Below are 15,487 nucleotides of genomic sequence, written 5' to 3' on the forward strand. Positions count from 1 at the left end.
GTAGGTATTTCACTACAGCCTTTTTTCTATGGTTAGTTGAGTGATTAACAATAAAAGAATAATGAATTTTTTTGATTTCTAAATGTTTAAAAGTGCGTATCTTGAAAAAATACTGTTTGAAATCGCTTTCTATTTGACAAATTTGTGAATCTACCATCGGATTTATTGCTATATTTACTATCCCATGATAAAGTAATTCATGTGAAATAAATCACAAAACAAACATACACCCCTTTGTTTGAACGTGAACATTTCTCCCATCCCCTTTGTGAAAAAGAAGCGTCACTATCTGTCGAGGATAGTGGCGCTTCTTTTATTTTTTATAAATCTTGATCAAACGGCGAAGTATTCCGATAAAACTCAAAAACGTTCCGATAAATCACCGAAACGTTCCGATAAATCACTAGAACATTCCGATAAATATATATAGCCTAATTCTGGTGGGCGTTCCGAAGAGCCACTCGATGCTCCAAAACACCGAGAACCGCCGATTTTTCAAAAATAAAATGAATGCAACCAGTTGCATTCATTTTATTTTTTCTTTATAATGCAATCAAATGATTACATTATATCTCCATTCAGTGGGTGTCAAAACACCCACTGAATGGAGATAAAGCCTCCGGCGAATGTCACGGATTTTTAAAGGAATGATATAAGGATGTTAGCCTAAAACCTTCGCATCCTGCGAAAACGGCTAACTGACCTGCATCGGTAAAAACGCCACGTCCTGTGGCATAACCGAATTGACCGACATCGTGTCGGTCCTCGAGCTGGCCTGGGCACAATTCAAAATCCGGACGCATTGTTTATCAGCGACAGCGGCAATTACGCCAAGGCGAAATTAATGAAAAGAGGCTAGAAAATGAAAGGTAAACAAAGTTATATTATGCCGGTAATTGCTGCGGCGCTTGGTTTTTTTATGGCTTTATTGGACACCACAGTTGTGAATGTATCTTTGCCAAAAATTACAGCATACTATGAAACTACAATTGATCAAATTTCTTGGGTGATTGATAGCTACAACATTGCATTTGGCGTTGTTTTGCTAACGGCGGTAAGATTTGCAGACCAATTTGGTAGGAAGAAAATATTTCAAATAGGGCTTATTTTGTTTGTGGTTGCGTCAGTTTTATGTGGAATATCGCAATCTATTGAGTTATTAATCTTATTTCGGGCGATTCAAGGTTTGGCGGCAGCAATGATTGTTCCAGTATGTATTCCTTTAGTACTTGTTCATACTCCGCCTGAAAAGGTTGGTGTTGTAACGGCACTATTTGGAATAATGGCGGGAATATCGACAGCATTGGGACCGACAATTGGAGGAGTAATCTCAGAGAATTTTTCATGGCAGTGGATATTTTATATTAATTTACCAATCGGTATTTTAGCAGTGAGTTTAATTCATTCCTTTGTACATGAATCGTATGATCCTACTGCCTCTAAGAAAATAGACTGGATGGGTATGATAACAATTAGTATTTCATTGTTTGCACTTATATACGGTCTTTTACAAGTGAAAGAATTTGGGTGGTCATCACCACTTGTTCTTAGTTGTTTAATTGGCAGTGTTATAGGTTTACTATTGTTTGTAAAGATTGAATCAAAAAATAAAGATCCAATGCTTCCAGTTCAGTTGTTTAAAAACTATCAATTTGCATGTGGGAATATCGCACTGTTATGTTTAGGAATCGGTATGATGTGTGTCTACTTTTTAATGGCATTTTATTTAACAACAGTAAACGGAATTTCTCAGATACAAGCGGGCTTAATTCTTAGCTCATCTTCTATAGCGACAATGCTCATTACACCTATTGCAGCTAAAGCAAATAAATGGGGAACATTGTGGTTTGGTGTCATTGGTTATGTACTATTTAGTATTGGAACCTACTTGTTAGGTTTTATTTCACCAGATCAATCGGTTTGGGCTATTGTTGGAGTTTTAATGATTGTCGGTTTAGGATCAGGATTAATCTTTAGCCCATTATCAATAGCACTCATTTTGCAGGTTCCCGAAGAAAAGGCAGGGATTGCATCAGGGTTATTTCAAGTAAGTCGTGTAATTGGGGCTGCGGTTGGCGTGGCAATTTTAGTAGTGATGCTACAGCATATGATGCAGAACGAAATGAAAACAGCAAAAAATGAGATGATCGAAAAGGTTGAAATTAGTAAACTTAGTGATAATACTAAGGAAAAGCTAAAACTTCAATTCGAAAAAAATAAAAATGAGCTAACAGAAAATAAATCGTCACTACAGGATGTTTTACATAAGCTAACGGACGAAGAGGAAAAAGTACTAAAATCTTCACCAGACATCGCACATGCTGAAATTAATAAGAGATTTGCCATTGAAAGAAAGGAAATAATAAATATTTATCCAGCGTTAGAAAAAATAATTAAGGATCATATTTCTTTAGCATTTAAAGCAGTTTTTAGATTTGGAGCAATTGTCATGTTAGTTGGTGCCGTTTTCGCTTATTTAAATGGCATAAATGCAAGAAGAATGAAGAAATATATAAGAAAACGAAACTTTGAGGTTGCTATGAAACGTTAATTGAACGCAACTGATTGCTATCACTTTCTGATTCCGATATAATATTGAGCAAATTATGTTCGAAGGAGGAAAGTGGGCATAATGGCAAAGTTGAAGACAAGAGAAAAAATTCTTAATGCTGCATTGACACTTTTTGGTGAAAAGGGGTTTGCTGGAACTTCGACACGTGAAATTGCTGAACGTGCCGGTGTGAATCACATTACACTTTTTAGACACTTTGGAAATAAAGAGAATTTGTTTCGTGAGAGTGTTATTTCACATAAAACAGACAGAGATTATTTTCCTAAAGTAGAAGAGGCGTTTACGGGTGATATTAAGCATGACCTTAAAATCTTGGCACAAGCTTATTTTGAAGAAAACATTCCTGTCAAGGAAACTATTTGGGTACTTATGCGTGAGATTCAACAAGACAAAGAATTTGAAAAAATGTTTTTTGAATACCCAAATAAGTTATTTCACCATTTAGAGAATTATTTAATTAAATTACATGAGCAAGGGAAAATTCCAAAAGGGAACTTTAAATATACAGCAAATTTTTTCTATTCTTTGCTGTCCTCAATTTTAGTTTTCCAATTGACGTTACCATATATAAATGAGCATATTAATCCAGATATTGATGAGATGATAGATGAGGTTGTGCATTTATTTACTTTAAGTTTGTATAATCCTAAAGAAAGTTAATGAAAAGACAAATAAGAGCAAGTGAAGAAAACTTCACTTGCTCTTATTCTTTGGAGCTTAGAATAATAGTATAATTGCATTATTTAATACGCCACAATGTAGCGTGATCTGTCTGAATTCGTTCAATCTTTTGTTGCAGCATACGCTTTTTTAATTCGCGTTCAGCCGTTTGTTCTGTTAATGAGTAGATGAAAGCTACTTCATTTGTTGAAAGTGTATGAAATTTTGTAAATAATTCTTCCAATGTTGGTAATGGTTGACGCACAAGCTGTTCATCCATTATTTCTTGTAAAATATGTTCATAAACTTCATAGGAATAGTTACCACTAACTTTAAGACCCTCATCTTCAATACATTCATTGAAAAATACAATACTCGGTACTTCATCAACTTCCATTTCACGTTTAATATATAAATCGCATTGGAAGGCACGTGCTGCTTCTTTTGAACCAAAGTCTGCAGAAAACTCATTCATGTCTAATTGAACATCTTCTGCAATTTTTAACAGCGTTGCATATGAATTGACATCTTGCTGGTTTAGTAATACATATTCTTGTAGTTTCGACAAATAGCGAGCTCCTACACGTTTGCCCTGTAATTCTGCCGCTTTAATAGCGATAGATGGTAAAACAGGGTGATTAATGTCGAGTTCAATACCTGATATACAACCCTTTACACGTTTGCTTAAACAATTCAAAGAGGCGAGCTCTGTGCTTAGTACAAAGCGCCATGTAAAGTAATGGTTGTACTCAAGATTTAACTTACGAAGAATGGCTTGCATATTAAATGCTTCTGGACAAAGTGGATCTACGAAAATATACAATTCAATAGGCTTATTAGCAGTAGAAATCTCAGGCGTTGGCTTCTGCAGCATTTGAATATTATTCACGTAACAATTCCCCCTCATCGTCATTTGGTGTATTAATCATGTGATGAGCTGTTAATACTAAACGTTGATAATAAGTTTCACGGAACTTCCCTTCCAACCCAACTTCATCCATCGCCTCGGACATACATTCAAGCCAAGCTTGAGCACGATCAGGTGTAATCGGAAAATTCATATGGCGTGCACGCATCATCGGATGTCCATGCTCCTCAGTAAAAAGATTTGGTCCACCTAAATACTGTGTTTGAAATTGAATTTGCTTGCGAGCTGTCTCTGTTAAATCTTTCGGAAAGATTGGAATAAGATCAGGATGCTGAGCAACTCTTTTATAGAATGCATGGATTAGCTCTGAAAGCTTTTCAGCCCCCAGCTCCTCATAAGGAACAGTGTATTTTCGACTCATATGTTTAATGCCCCTTTTAATTCTTTATATCGTAAAGTATATTTTTATACTTGGTCATCTTTACAAATGTGAATTTCTTGTGACTACCTTCATTCTATCAACGTCTTTTCGTTAACACAAACAAAGCGCTTTCCGAAATTTTTTTCGCTAGAAAAGCACAAATTTCACCACGCGGGTGAAATTTGCCGAAAAAGACTGTATTAACAATGTTTATGCGATTAGACTGTGTAGTAATTCATCACTTTTTTGACATAATTCTGTGTTTCTTTGAAAGGAGGAATGCCACCGTACTTTGTTACGCGTGAAGCGCCTGAGTTATAAGCAGCTAACGCTAAAGTAGGATCATTATCAAACTTATCTAGCAATTGGCGTAAATATTTTGCCCCTGCCATAATATTTTGCTCAGGATCAAAGGCGTTTGTAACCCCTAAATATTGCGCTGTTTTTGGCATTAATTGCATTAATCCTTGTGCTCCAGCATGACTAACCACGCTTGAATTAAAATTAGACTCTTGCTTGATCACTGCGGCGATAAGTTTCTCAGGTACATTATATGTAGCTGCTGCCTTTTGAATAATCGAAGCGTATTGGTTTGCACCTGCTAATGAATTGGCATACGCTGTTGAACCAATTACATTATCCGAAACATAGGAGTCGAGTTTTGTACTAGATTGTGTATTTGCTAATGCCGTCTGTACAGCAGAAGGTATAAAGACGTCGTTAGAACCATTGTAAAGTAATGATTGATACGCACTATTTTGCATGTTTTCAGCTAACCCATTTAAACTACTGAACTGGCTCATCATTGACGAAGCGCTTGATACGCCCCCGAGCAAACTGGATAATTTTGCATTGTTAGTAGTAGTTGAGTCGCCGAGCAATTCGCTAATCATATCAGAAAATATAGAATTGCTGTCTGTAAGATTGTTTGACGATGAATTTTCTGAAGATCCTAGTGTTTGTAATGCTTGAATTTCAAGTAAAGTTCTGAGTGATTGGATATCCAAGGAATTGTCATCCTTTCTTGTAAACTAGTTAGGCTACTGTTAATTATTCATTTGTAATGCTTTCATGAAACGTGCGATTTTTTTATCTGTAACTCGTTTTTCAATACCATATTGCTGTAGAAATTCGTCGAAGATTGCATTTCCTTTTATTGCATCTTTTGATTCATATTCTACCTCATAATCGTCGCACTGCAAATAGAAAGAATGATCGAATACTAGAAGGCCATCCCTATAAGGAATTTCGACACGATCAGTTGTAAGTGAACCAAATACTGCTAATTTTTCTAAAGAAATGTTGAAGAGAGCTAGTCTTTTTGCAACTTCTGGGGCATAGAAACCTTCTCCAGCAAGCATTTTCTTAGCTTGCTCAGCGGTTAATTCGTCAGTCGTCTCTAAATGAGCATGCTCTGCATTTTTTTCTTTTAAAGTACATTCAAAATATTTGTCGATTTGTCTAATACGAAGCCCGCTTTGTAGTTTCCGAATAGCTTGAGAGGGTGTGTCGAAATAATGATTTGTTTGACGATGAATAGCATTTTCGGGAATATTGAAAGCTTGCAATAAATGTTCGTATTGTTGTTTTGTTAAGAGATTTTTAAATTCTATTTCAAGTTGTTGTGCCATTATCCTCACCTGTTTATATAAATTTTTTTTGTGTATTGATTAAGAAAGATCGGTCGAATAACGCTGTGTGCCAACATGTCGTTGCCGCTGCCGCTGCCGCTGCCGCTGCCGCTGCCGCTGCCGCTACGCTTTCGCGCAGATAAAACCCTTTTGTTGCTGTCGCTACGCTGTCGCACAGACAAACTCCAGTTGCCGCTGCCGCTACGCTGTCGCACAGACAAACCCCAATTGCCGCTGCCGCTACGCTGTCGCACAGACAAACCCCAGTTGCCGCTGTCGCTACGCTTTCGCACAAAAAACATGTGTTGTCCTAATCGGCTCATCGGAGGCCACTAGGAAAGCGCTCAGTCGGAATGGAAATCAACCCCACGGTATTGTTATGCGTTAAAAAGTTTAATTCATTGATTTAACTTCTTTCAGCAAGTCTCTCACTTCAATAGGTGGTGAGATGAATGCGAGTTTAAGTTACTTCTGCAGGTGTACAAACATCCGCTGAAATATAGGAACTCAGTCTAAGAACGCCACGTCCTGTGGCAACGACTGAATGACCAACATCACGTTGGCCTAAAGCCTCCGGCGGATGTCACGGAAATCGGAAAGGAGTTCATAAAGGATGTTAGCCTAAAATCATCGCATCCATGCGATAACGGCTAACTGACCTGCATCGGTAAAAACGCCACGTCCTGTGGCATTACCGAAATGACCGACATCGTGTCGGCCCTCGAGCAGGCCTAAGCACAAAGCCGATTCCAGACGCAATTATGCTGAGGCATAATTGATTTCATTGAATTAATATTTACACACTGCAACTATTTACCCTCTATGATAAAATAAGAGGAAGAGTACGACGAAAAGGGGAACCGCGTGTGCGTAAAATTTATACAATAGAAACATTGAATTTTGAAAACGAGCAACTTCATTTTAGTTTAAACGACATTGAAGCAAATTTACAGTTAAAACCTGCTGCACAATTAATAGCAGATTCTGATGACTTTGCGTTTATTTATTTACTTGATGCAGGGGAGAATTATCATTACTTGCGTTTTCCACCGAGTAGTTGGGATGAACTTGTACATATTTTACAAAAAAAGCAAAATCCAAAGCTACAACTAGGTGCAGAAGTTATTGAGCTGACAAATTTTTACGATGAACTAGAAATGCTCGTGTATAATATTGAAGGAAATTTCAATTATGGGGCGGAATTTGTCCAAGAGGTGGAGAAACACTTCAAGACATTTCTTTCTGAATAAAAAGACGAAACGAACAGACGGTGTTGGTTTTGTTCGATACCGAATGTCGGGAGGTTTTTGTGATGGGACAATGGGAAATATTTTTAAGTCCTTATAAACAAGCAGTAGATGAGTTAAAAGTAAAATTAAAGGGTATGCGTTCTCAGTTTGGTATTGTTAATGCAAATTCACCAATTGAATTTGTGACGGGACGTGTAAAACCTTTAGCAAGTATATACGATAAAACTTTAGAAAAAGGACTCTCATTTGAGCCGTCTAAACAGCTAGGTGATGAGCTAGGGGATATCGCAGGCTTACGTATTATGTGTCAATTTGTAGATGATATTTCAACAGTTACAGAGCTAATACGTCAACGTAAAGATATGCGTGTAGTGGAAGAGCGTGACTATATTACACATAATAAGCCAAGTGGCTACCGCTCTTATCATATGATTGTCGAATATCCTGTAGAGACGATACAGGGGAAAAAAGTGGTATTAGCTGAAATTCAAATAAGAACACTAGCTATGAATTTCTGGGCATCTATTGAGCATTCTTTAAATTATAAATATAAAGGCATGTTCCCAGAGGAAATTAAAAATCGCCTTCAAAGTGCAGCAGAGGCCGCCTTCCGATTGGATGAGGAAATGTCGTCCATTCGTAGTGAGATACAAGAAGCGCAGGCCTATTTTAGTGAATACAAAGAAGCATCGAATCCTAATTTACTATCGGAGAAGGAGCGTGACTCAAAATGAAATTTTCCATTCAATCACGTAGAGATGCACAGTCGAACGAATTAATGGAGCTAGCCAGAACGTATTTGCAGGACTTTGGGTTAACTTATGATGAAGAGGCTCCTGAGATAGTAATCTCTATTGGAGGAGATGGCACTTTACTACATGCCTTTCATCGATATGCTCATTTGCTAGATCAGGTTGCTTTCGTAGGTATCCATACGGGACATTTAGGATTTTATGCGGATTGGAAGCCATCTGAATTAGAAAAGCTTGTTTTGTCCATTGCCAAAAAGGACTTTAACGTTGTGGAGTATCCACTACTAGAGGTAAAGGTGGAGCATCATAATGCGGAATCCAATACGTATTTAGCGTTAAATGAAGCAACTGTGAAATCACCTGATGTCACGCTTGTTATGGATGTGGAGTTAAATGGTAATCAGTTTGAACGTTTCCGTGGAGACGGTCTTTGTGTGTCAACTCCTTCTGGTAGTACAGCTTATAATAAAGCCCTCGGTGGAGCAATTATTCACCCAACTTTAGCGGCACTCCAAATTACTGAGATAGCATCTATCAATAACCGTGTCTTCCGTACAGTTGGTTCACCACTCATTTTACCAGCACACCATCACTGTGTTTTACGTCCAGTAAATGAACAAAACTTTAATATGACAGTTGATCATTTACAAGTCACGCAAGACGATGTGAAGTCGATTTCATTTAATGTAGCAACTGAAAGAGTACGTTTTGCTCGTTTCCGTCCATTCCCATTCTGGGAACGAGTACATGAATCATTCGTGGCAAATGAGTAAAATGGATACAAGATTTACACTGCATTTTATAGCGGAAAAGGAAGGCCAACTACTAAGGGAGGCCTTATCTGAATGGCGCATTTCCAAGCGAGCTTTAACGGCAATTAAATTTGATGGAGGCTTGCTGACAGTGAATGATGTTGAGCGCAATGTTCGACATCCTCTTCACGTTGGAGATCGAGTTGAAGTTAAATTCCCTCCAGAAGAAAAAAGTGAAGGGCTTGCTGTTGAACATGGTGAACTTTCTATTATTTATGAAGATGAAGCTATTTTAGTGCTTAATAAGCCAGCACATCAGAGTACGATTCCTTCGCGTGAGCATCCAACACATAGCGTAGCTAATCTAGTGTGTGGTCATTTTCAGCAGCAAGGTCTAGCATCAACAGCTCATATCGTAACGAGACTTGATCGTGATACTTCTGGCTTGTTATGCATTGCCAAACATGCTCATATTCATCATTTAACGGGACTTGCACAGCGCAGTGGAGAGATTTCTCGACAATATGAAGCAATTGTACATGGACATGTTGCACAAGATGTACAATCAATCATCGCTCCTATTGGACGCAAGGAGACGAGTATTATTGAGCGAGAGGTACGTGAGGATGGTCAATTTGCACATACAGATGTGACAATTTTAAAGCGCTTTTATTTACAGGATGAACCTATGACACATATACAACTAAAGTTGCACACAGGGCGTACACATCAAATTCGTGTGCATATGGCCTATATGGGACATCCACTTGTTGGAGATGAACTTTATGGTGGAGGTCGTGAGTATATAAATAGACAAGCCTTACATTGTGTATCCTTAAAGATGCTTCATCCTCTGACAGGTGAGAGTTTACAATTCACTAGTTATTTAAATGAAGATATGCAACGATTAATGAATGACTCCTTAGTTTGAAGCTCGGCTATTGTTTTTCAAAACCTATCTATGAACGAAGACTTCATTAGTTCACTAAGAGTGAAAACTAATACTGAATATGTTATATATTTAAGGAGATGTTCGCACAAACGGGCATCTCTTTACCATTTTATAACACTATTAAAGTAATAAGTTTTTCTTAACAGCACGGTAACAGAAAAGAAAGTGATTGTAGGGTATAGTTGAGCAGAGGGTTATTTAGCTCAGTACCGCAAGTTAGGAATGACATTTTTTAACTTCTTTCAGCAAGTGTGTTGGTAGCGAAAGCGAAGCGTCAGCTACAAATGTATTTTGTACCGAAAGTGTAGCGACAGGTACAGAAGTCTCCCACCTCCTCTATAGGTGATGAGATGAATGCGATTTTAAGTCACTTTTCAGAGGGTGTGTAAATATCCGCTGAAAGAAGCCTCAGGCGGAAGTCAACCCCACGGTATGGTAACAGATGAAAAACGGAAACGTTTACCTGTAGATTTATCCAATTAGATATTGGTAATGGTGTAGGTTGCTATGTAGTAAAAAAAGGGTTTGCAGAAAAGGCATAATACATTCTATTATATATAGGGTAGATTTACGGCATTGCCCGTATCAATTATTTAATTTATTTCAGCAAATGTTTTCTGTACCTGAAAGCATAGCGACAGGTACAAATGAATTTACTTTTCGGCGGTTGGTCAAACACCCGCTGAAATAATATAAAGCCTCCGGCGGATGTCACTGAATCGGAAAGGAGTTCTTTGTGCAAGCACAAAGCCGATTCCGGACGCAATTATGCCGGGGCATAATTGATTGCTCGGAAGGAGGGGACAAGCATGATAGAGGAAAGAAAAGAAAAGGATGATGTGCAGTTCGACGAGGCACGTTTGCGAGAAATGCTCGAAGCACATGAAATTAACGCATTCCGCGATGAGTTTTTAGAGCTTCATCCATATGATCAGGCAACGTTTTATGAGAAGGTGGAGCCTGATATAAGGAAGATCATCTATTCGTTCTTGTCTCCGGCGGAAATGGCTGATATTTTTGAGGCAATCGAAATAGATGATGATGAATACACAGCGTATCTAGCTGAAATGGATCCGTCATATGGTGCAGAAATGCTTTCTCATATGTATGCAGATGATGCAGCAGACGTTTTAAATGAGTTGGATACGAAACAACGTGAAAGCTATTTAGGCATGATGGATGAGGAAACAGCTGAAGAGATTAATGAGTTATTAAGCTATGACGAAGGTACAGCTGGTTCTATCATGACGACTGAATATGTTGCGATACCAGAAAATTCTACAGTTCGTTCAGCGATGGCGATTTTACGGAAAGAAGCGCCAAATGCCGAAACTATTTATTATATTTTTGTCGTTGATGAAGCACATCGACTAACAGGCGTTATTTCGCTTCGTGATTTAATTATTGCTGATGAAGATACCCTTATACGTTCGATTATGAATGAACGTGTTGTGATGGTGCACGCAGGGGATGACCAAGAAGAGGTTGCTCAAATTATGAAGGACTATAACTTCTTAGCGACACCAGTTATTGACGATAAGGGAGAATTACTAGGGATTATTACAGTCGATGATATTATCGACGTTATTGATGAGGAAGCATCTGAGGATTACTCTAAATTAGCGGGTATTTCCGATATGGATAAATTTGATACAACCTCGTTCCAAGCGGCTAAGAAGCGTTTACCATGGCTTGTTATATTATTATTTTTAGGGATGTTGACTGCAAATTTGATGGGACAGTTTGAGGCAACGTTAGAACAGGTTGCGTTACTCGCAGTGTTTATCCCTCTCATTTCAGGTACTTCTGGAAATAGTGGAACACAGGCACTAGCGGTAGCTATTCGAGGAATTGCAACAGGAGATGTCGAAGAACATAGTAAGCTAAAATTACTTCTACGTGAAGCCGGTACAGGCTTAATGTCTGGAATTGTTTGTGGACTAATTGTGATCGGCATCGTTTATGTTTGGAAACAAGAGTTGGTTCTTGGAATGTTGGTGGGAGCAGCGCTATGTGGTTCTATTTTAGTAGCAACACTTGCAGGTTCTTTTATTCCACTACTAATGCATCGCATGAAGATTGACCCGGCTGTTGCATCAGGTCCATTTATTACAACATTAAATGATATTACAAGTATTTTAATTTACTTAGGTTTGGCAACAGTATTCTTAAGTCAGATAGGCTGAGAACCAAATATCTTCCTTTTGCATATTGTATGAAAAAAGGGAAGTGAGTAATGTGGGGCATGAGCCACGCTTGTTTATAAAGTCACCATCTTATTTTCTAAATATTTCTAAGATGCTACATGAACTTGAATTGGATGAAAGTACGTCAGTGTATACCAAGGACGGCTATTGCAATGAGCAAACTTTTGAAGAAAAAGAAGAAGTGGTTAAAAAAGCACAAATAGATCCGTATTTACTAAAGCAGCTTCAATTTTTAGAGAAGCCTTTTCGTCAAAAAGCTTATCAACCGTTACTTGTTTGTTTGAAGGATGGTAGAGAATTACGTGGTAGTGCATCTGAAGTACAGACCGATTCATTGATGCTTACTTCTTACGAATTAAAGACGCAAGAGATTATCTATTTTGAGGACATAGATCAAGTATTATGGCGAGGTAAACAATTACCGACCTTATGAAAAAAGTGTACAGCAGAGGATGCTGTACACTTTTTTTATGTGTAGTGTGTCAAAGGAGAAAAGATTAGTCACAAATTCCTAAGTCAACATCAGCAATACATTGTACAGCGCAGAAGCATGATAAATCTACAGTGATACAGCTCTCAGTTGAATTCCAATCATCTACTTTACATATTTTTTTCATATTGACACAGCAGCCATCTCGACTTAATAGATCTACTGTACTTTCGCTGGAGTCAAATGAACATAAAGGCTCTAAAACACGCAAAGTAGCGCAGCACTCATCAAACATATCTTCTACACGGAAAAATACTGATGTACATATACATGGATCTGCTGTTGGTGAACTGAAAAATGCTTTAAAAGGAGTACCGTCTTTCGTAATTAACATGAATACACGTGTATCTGCATGAGAGCGTGCAGGACTTACAATGCCTCCAAGTGGTTCTAAGAAACAGTTAGCTGTACATGGTTGACATTCATCTCTCACCGCTTGATTCTGAATGTCTAAAATAGCGCGTACTACGTCACAAACGCAGCCTGCTGAATGGATTGGTCCAATAGGATTTGTTGGCTTGCCACAACCCATATTGTCACCTCCTTTCCTTGTTACTACTTCTACAATATGTGCTTCTGAAAAATGGACTCGGGCTTTCGTATATATAGTTAAATGAATAGTTTTTTTATGTATGGAGAAACTTTAAAGAAAAGGAGGGTAAAACTTGAAGCTCTTAGGAATGATGTTACCTCTATTAGTCAGTTTATCGCTTTTAAGCGGTTGCGGTGAAAAAGAAAAAGTTATCGTCTACGGTTCACCCGAAAATGAAAAGGAAGTTGAAGCCGTTTTAAAAGAAGAGGATTATGTAGACAAAACAACGGTTATCCAATATGACAATAGTATGCTTGTGGCAGTGCAAATTAAACCATGGGATAAGTGGAAAAAGGCTAAATTAGAGAAAAAGTTGCAAAAGAAATTTGATGAAAAATATCCAAGCAAAGATGTTTTTGTCTCAGCTGATTATAAAATATTTTATGAAGCAAATAAAATAAAAAGGGAACAAGTTGAAGATAATAAACTGAAAGATAAAATTAAGAAATTGAAAAAGCTTGCAAAGGAGGAAACATAGTGGAAAAAGAACAATACCAGCAATTAGAGCAAAATGTCACGCCGAAACCGCCCTATTTTAAAAATGTTGCAAAGGCGTTTCTAGTAGGTGGACTTATTTGTACAATCGGACAGGCCGTATCCCTTTTTTATATAATTTTCTTTGATTTTACCGAAGCGACTGCCGGAAATCCAACAGTTGCAACAATGGTGTTTTTTGCTATGATTTTAACGGGTTTTGGCTTATATAAGAAGATTGGTCAATTTGCTGGAGCTGGATCAGCTGTACCTGTAACAGGGTTTGGTAATGCTGTTATTTCTGCTGCCATTGAGCATAGATCTGAAGGATTAGTACTTGGTGTCGGTGGGAATTTATTTAAATTAGCTGGATCAGTTGTATTATTTGGGGTTGTCTCCGCCTTTTTTGTTGCACTTATTAAATTCATTCTTGTGACGATAGGAGTGGTTTCATGGTAATTGTCTTTCAATCGAAGCCTTCCTTAATAGCAGGTGGTGTGGTAGCAGGTCCACTAGAGAAACGCAGTATATTTAGTCAATATTTTGATGCAAACTACGATGATGAACGTTGGCAAATGAAAACAAATGAACAAGGTCATCGAAAAATGGTTGAAGAAGCCTGTGAATTTGCCATGAAAAAAGCAGGCGTGAAAAAAACGGACATTGATTATTTTATGGGCGGCGATTTAGTTAATCAAATGACACCAACCAATTTTGCTGCCAGAGATTTGGACATTCCTTTTATCGGATTATTCTCAGCTTGTGCCACCTCCATATCTTCAATAATTGTCGCAAGCCTTTTGACAGAAGTAGGAGCCTCCAATTTTGCTCTAGCTGGTGCATCTAGTCAACACAATGCGGTTGAGCGACAATTCCGCTATCCAATCAATTATGGCTCGCAAAAGCCCCAAACTGCTCAATGGACAGTAACGGCTGCTGGATATGCTCTAATTGGTAAACATCATGAGGAATACCCTTCTATTGAAGCAGCAACTGTTGGAAAATCGGTTGATTACGGTATGGATGATCCATTTCACATGGGCGCAGCGATGGCACCCGCCGCTTTTCAGACGATTCAATCACATTTAGCACAGCGTAATCAAAAAATTTACCACTATGATTTAATTTTAACAGGTGATTTAGGTCAACTTGGCTTAAAACTTCTAAAAGGAATGTTTGTTGAAAGTGGCATAAAGAGTGAGGAGTTAACGCCTTTACGTGATGCAGGCGCGGAGTTTTATGGACAGGATGAAACATTCCAATCAGGTGCAAGTGGTGCAGGTTGCTCGGCAGCTGTTTTTTTAAGTTATGTGATCCAACAGATGCGAGCAGGTACTTTTAAGCGAGTACTTCTAGTGGCGACAGGAGCATTACTGTCTCCGCTTACGTTTCAACAGGGCGAAACAATTCCATGTACGGCACATGCAATTGAAATTACAATGAAATGAGGCAAAAATCATGGCTATGACATTTGTGTTTGCATTTTTTGTAGGAGGCATTATTTGCGCCATAGGTCAATTATTAATGGATTATGGTAAATTAACACCTGGACATACATTAAGTACTCTAGTTGTAGCTGGTGCAATTCTAGACGGAATGGGTTTGTATGAACCACTTATTAATTTTGCTGGTGCCGGTGCAACTGTCCCTATCACATCTTTTGGTAATTCCTTAACGCATGGTGCGCTTGCTGAGGCGGAAAGACATGGGCTTGTAGGTGTGTTAACTGGGATGTTTGAGGTGACAAGCTCAGGGATCAGTGCTGCTGTTGTTTTTGGCTTTATCGGAGCATTAATATTTAAACCTAAAGGAAATGTTGACTAGACGAATACCCCACCCATTTTTACAACGCTAACATATTATAGG

The 15,487-nt window shown here is 38.2% G+C and carries 18 protein-coding genes; 12 read left to right on the forward strand and 6 right to left on the reverse strand.

Annotated elements, in window-relative coordinates:
* Nucleotides 1–862: 862 nt before the first annotated feature.
* Together ACZ11_RS19240 and ACZ11_RS19245 are read left to right on the forward strand one after the other, a co-directional pair.
* Nucleotides 863–2,551 (forward strand): MFS transporter, encoded by a 1,689-nt coding sequence (locus ACZ11_RS19240; protein ID WP_049668148.1) that lies wholly within the window; start codon nucleotides 863–865, stop codon nucleotides 2,549–2,551.
* 81 nt (nucleotides 2,552–2,632) lie between these two features.
* Nucleotides 2,633–3,232: a TetR/AcrR family transcriptional regulator gene (locus ACZ11_RS19245; protein ID WP_049668149.1), complete on the forward strand. Its 600-nt coding sequence runs from the start codon at nucleotides 2,633–2,635 to the stop codon at nucleotides 3,230–3,232.
* 79 nt (nucleotides 3,233–3,311) lie between these two features.
* Here the strand turns inward: ACZ11_RS19245 and ACZ11_RS19250 are convergent, their stop codons facing one another.
* From ACZ11_RS19250 to ACZ11_RS19270, 5 genes are all read right to left on the reverse strand, one after another.
* A complete protein-coding gene (locus tag ACZ11_RS19250) occupies nucleotides 3,312–4,121 on the reverse strand; it encodes a DsbA family protein (RefSeq protein ID WP_049668150.1) in 810 nt (269 codons plus the stop codon).
* Entirely contained in the window at nucleotides 4,114–4,521 is a 408-nt protein-coding gene (locus ACZ11_RS19255; RefSeq protein WP_049668151.1) for a globin domain-containing protein, read from the reverse strand. The genes ACZ11_RS19250 and ACZ11_RS19255 overlap by 8 nt, the downstream gene beginning before the upstream one ends.
* 218 nt (nucleotides 4,522–4,739) lie before the next feature.
* Nucleotides 4,740–5,528: a lytic transglycosylase domain-containing protein gene (locus tag ACZ11_RS19260; RefSeq protein ID WP_049668152.1), complete on the reverse strand. Its 789-nt coding sequence runs from the start codon at nucleotides 5,526–5,528 to the stop codon at nucleotides 4,740–4,742.
* 39 nt (nucleotides 5,529–5,567) lie between these two features.
* A complete protein-coding gene (locus tag ACZ11_RS19265) occupies nucleotides 5,568–6,152 on the reverse strand; it encodes a CYTH domain-containing protein (protein WP_049668153.1) in 585 nt (194 codons plus the stop codon).
* Between the two features lie 13 nt (nucleotides 6,153–6,165).
* Nucleotides 6,166–6,447 carry a hypothetical protein gene (locus ACZ11_RS19270; protein ID WP_049668154.1) on the reverse strand — a complete coding sequence of 94 codons (282 nt, stop codon included), beginning with the start codon at nucleotides 6,445–6,447 and terminating at the stop codon, nucleotides 6,166–6,168.
* 571 nt (nucleotides 6,448–7,018) lie between these two features.
* Here ACZ11_RS19270 and ACZ11_RS19275 point away from each other — a divergent pair.
* The 6 genes from ACZ11_RS19275 (at nucleotide 7,019) to ACZ11_RS19300 (ending at nucleotide 12,498) form a co-directional block, all read left to right on the forward strand.
* Nucleotides 7,019–7,402 (forward strand): UPF0738 family protein, encoded by a 384-nt coding sequence (locus ACZ11_RS19275; RefSeq protein WP_049668155.1) that lies wholly within the window; start codon nucleotides 7,019–7,021, stop codon nucleotides 7,400–7,402.
* A 62-nt stretch (nucleotides 7,403–7,464) separates the two neighbouring features.
* On the forward strand, nucleotides 7,465–8,136 hold the full coding sequence (locus ACZ11_RS19280; protein WP_049668156.1) for a GTP pyrophosphokinase: 672 nt from the start codon (nucleotides 7,465–7,467) through the stop codon (nucleotides 8,134–8,136).
* The gene (locus tag ACZ11_RS19285) at nucleotides 8,133–8,927 is read left to right on the forward strand and encodes an NAD kinase (protein ID WP_049668157.1); all 795 of its coding nucleotides are present in this window, start codon (nucleotides 8,133–8,135) and stop codon (nucleotides 8,925–8,927) included. The genes ACZ11_RS19280 and ACZ11_RS19285 overlap by 4 nt, the downstream gene beginning before the upstream one ends.
* A gap of 1 nt (nucleotide 8,928) precedes the next feature.
* Complete coding sequence (locus tag ACZ11_RS19290; RefSeq protein ID WP_049668732.1) at nucleotides 8,929–9,837, forward strand: RluA family pseudouridine synthase; 909 nt, start codon at nucleotides 8,929–8,931, stop codon at nucleotides 9,835–9,837.
* Between the two features lie 830 nt (nucleotides 9,838–10,667).
* Nucleotides 10,668–12,044 (forward strand): magnesium transporter, encoded by a 1,377-nt coding sequence (gene mgtE, locus ACZ11_RS19295; RefSeq protein WP_049668158.1) that lies wholly within the window; start codon nucleotides 10,668–10,670, stop codon nucleotides 12,042–12,044.
* A 52-nt stretch (nucleotides 12,045–12,096) separates the two neighbouring features.
* Nucleotides 12,097–12,498, forward strand: coding sequence for a hypothetical protein (locus tag ACZ11_RS19300; RefSeq protein ID WP_134008735.1), 402 nt, complete (start codon nucleotides 12,097–12,099; stop codon nucleotides 12,496–12,498).
* Nucleotides 12,499–12,562: 64 nt separating this feature from the next.
* On the opposite strand, the gene ACZ11_RS19305 is transcribed toward ACZ11_RS19300, so the two are convergent.
* Complete coding sequence (locus ACZ11_RS19305; protein WP_049668160.1) at nucleotides 12,563–13,087, reverse strand: CotY/CotZ family spore coat protein; 525 nt, start codon at nucleotides 13,085–13,087, stop codon at nucleotides 12,563–12,565.
* Nucleotides 13,088–13,220: 133 nt separating this feature from the next.
* On the opposite strand from ACZ11_RS19305, the gene ACZ11_RS19310 reads away from it, so the two are divergent.
* The 4 genes from ACZ11_RS19310 to spoVAE are packed head-to-tail and all read left to right on the forward strand — an operon-like array spanning nucleotide 13,221 to nucleotide 15,445.
* Nucleotides 13,221–13,625 carry a YhcN/YlaJ family sporulation lipoprotein gene (locus ACZ11_RS19310; RefSeq protein WP_236690908.1) on the forward strand — a complete coding sequence of 135 codons (405 nt, stop codon included), beginning with the start codon at nucleotides 13,221–13,223 and terminating at the stop codon, nucleotides 13,623–13,625.
* Complete coding sequence (gene spoVAC, locus ACZ11_RS19315) at nucleotides 13,625–14,080, forward strand: stage V sporulation protein AC (RefSeq protein WP_049668161.1); 456 nt, start codon at nucleotides 13,625–13,627, stop codon at nucleotides 14,078–14,080. Before ACZ11_RS19310 ends, spoVAC begins: the two co-directional genes overlap by 1 nt.
* Nucleotides 14,074–15,069, forward strand: a complete 996-nt coding sequence (locus ACZ11_RS19320; RefSeq protein WP_049668162.1) for a stage V sporulation protein AD — start codon at nucleotides 14,074–14,076, stop codon at nucleotides 15,067–15,069. The genes spoVAC and ACZ11_RS19320 overlap by 7 nt, the downstream gene beginning before the upstream one ends.
* 16 nt (nucleotides 15,070–15,085) lie before the next feature.
* Nucleotides 15,086–15,445, forward strand: a complete 360-nt coding sequence (gene spoVAE, locus ACZ11_RS19325) for a stage V sporulation protein AE (RefSeq protein ID WP_049668734.1) — start codon at nucleotides 15,086–15,088, stop codon at nucleotides 15,443–15,445.
* The last annotated feature ends 42 nt before the right edge of the window (nucleotides 15,446–15,487 follow it).

The sequence above is a fragment of the Lysinibacillus xylanilyticus genome (assembly GCF_001183605.1).
GTDB lineage: Bacteria > Bacillota > Bacilli > Bacillales_A > Planococcaceae > Lysinibacillus > Lysinibacillus xylanilyticus.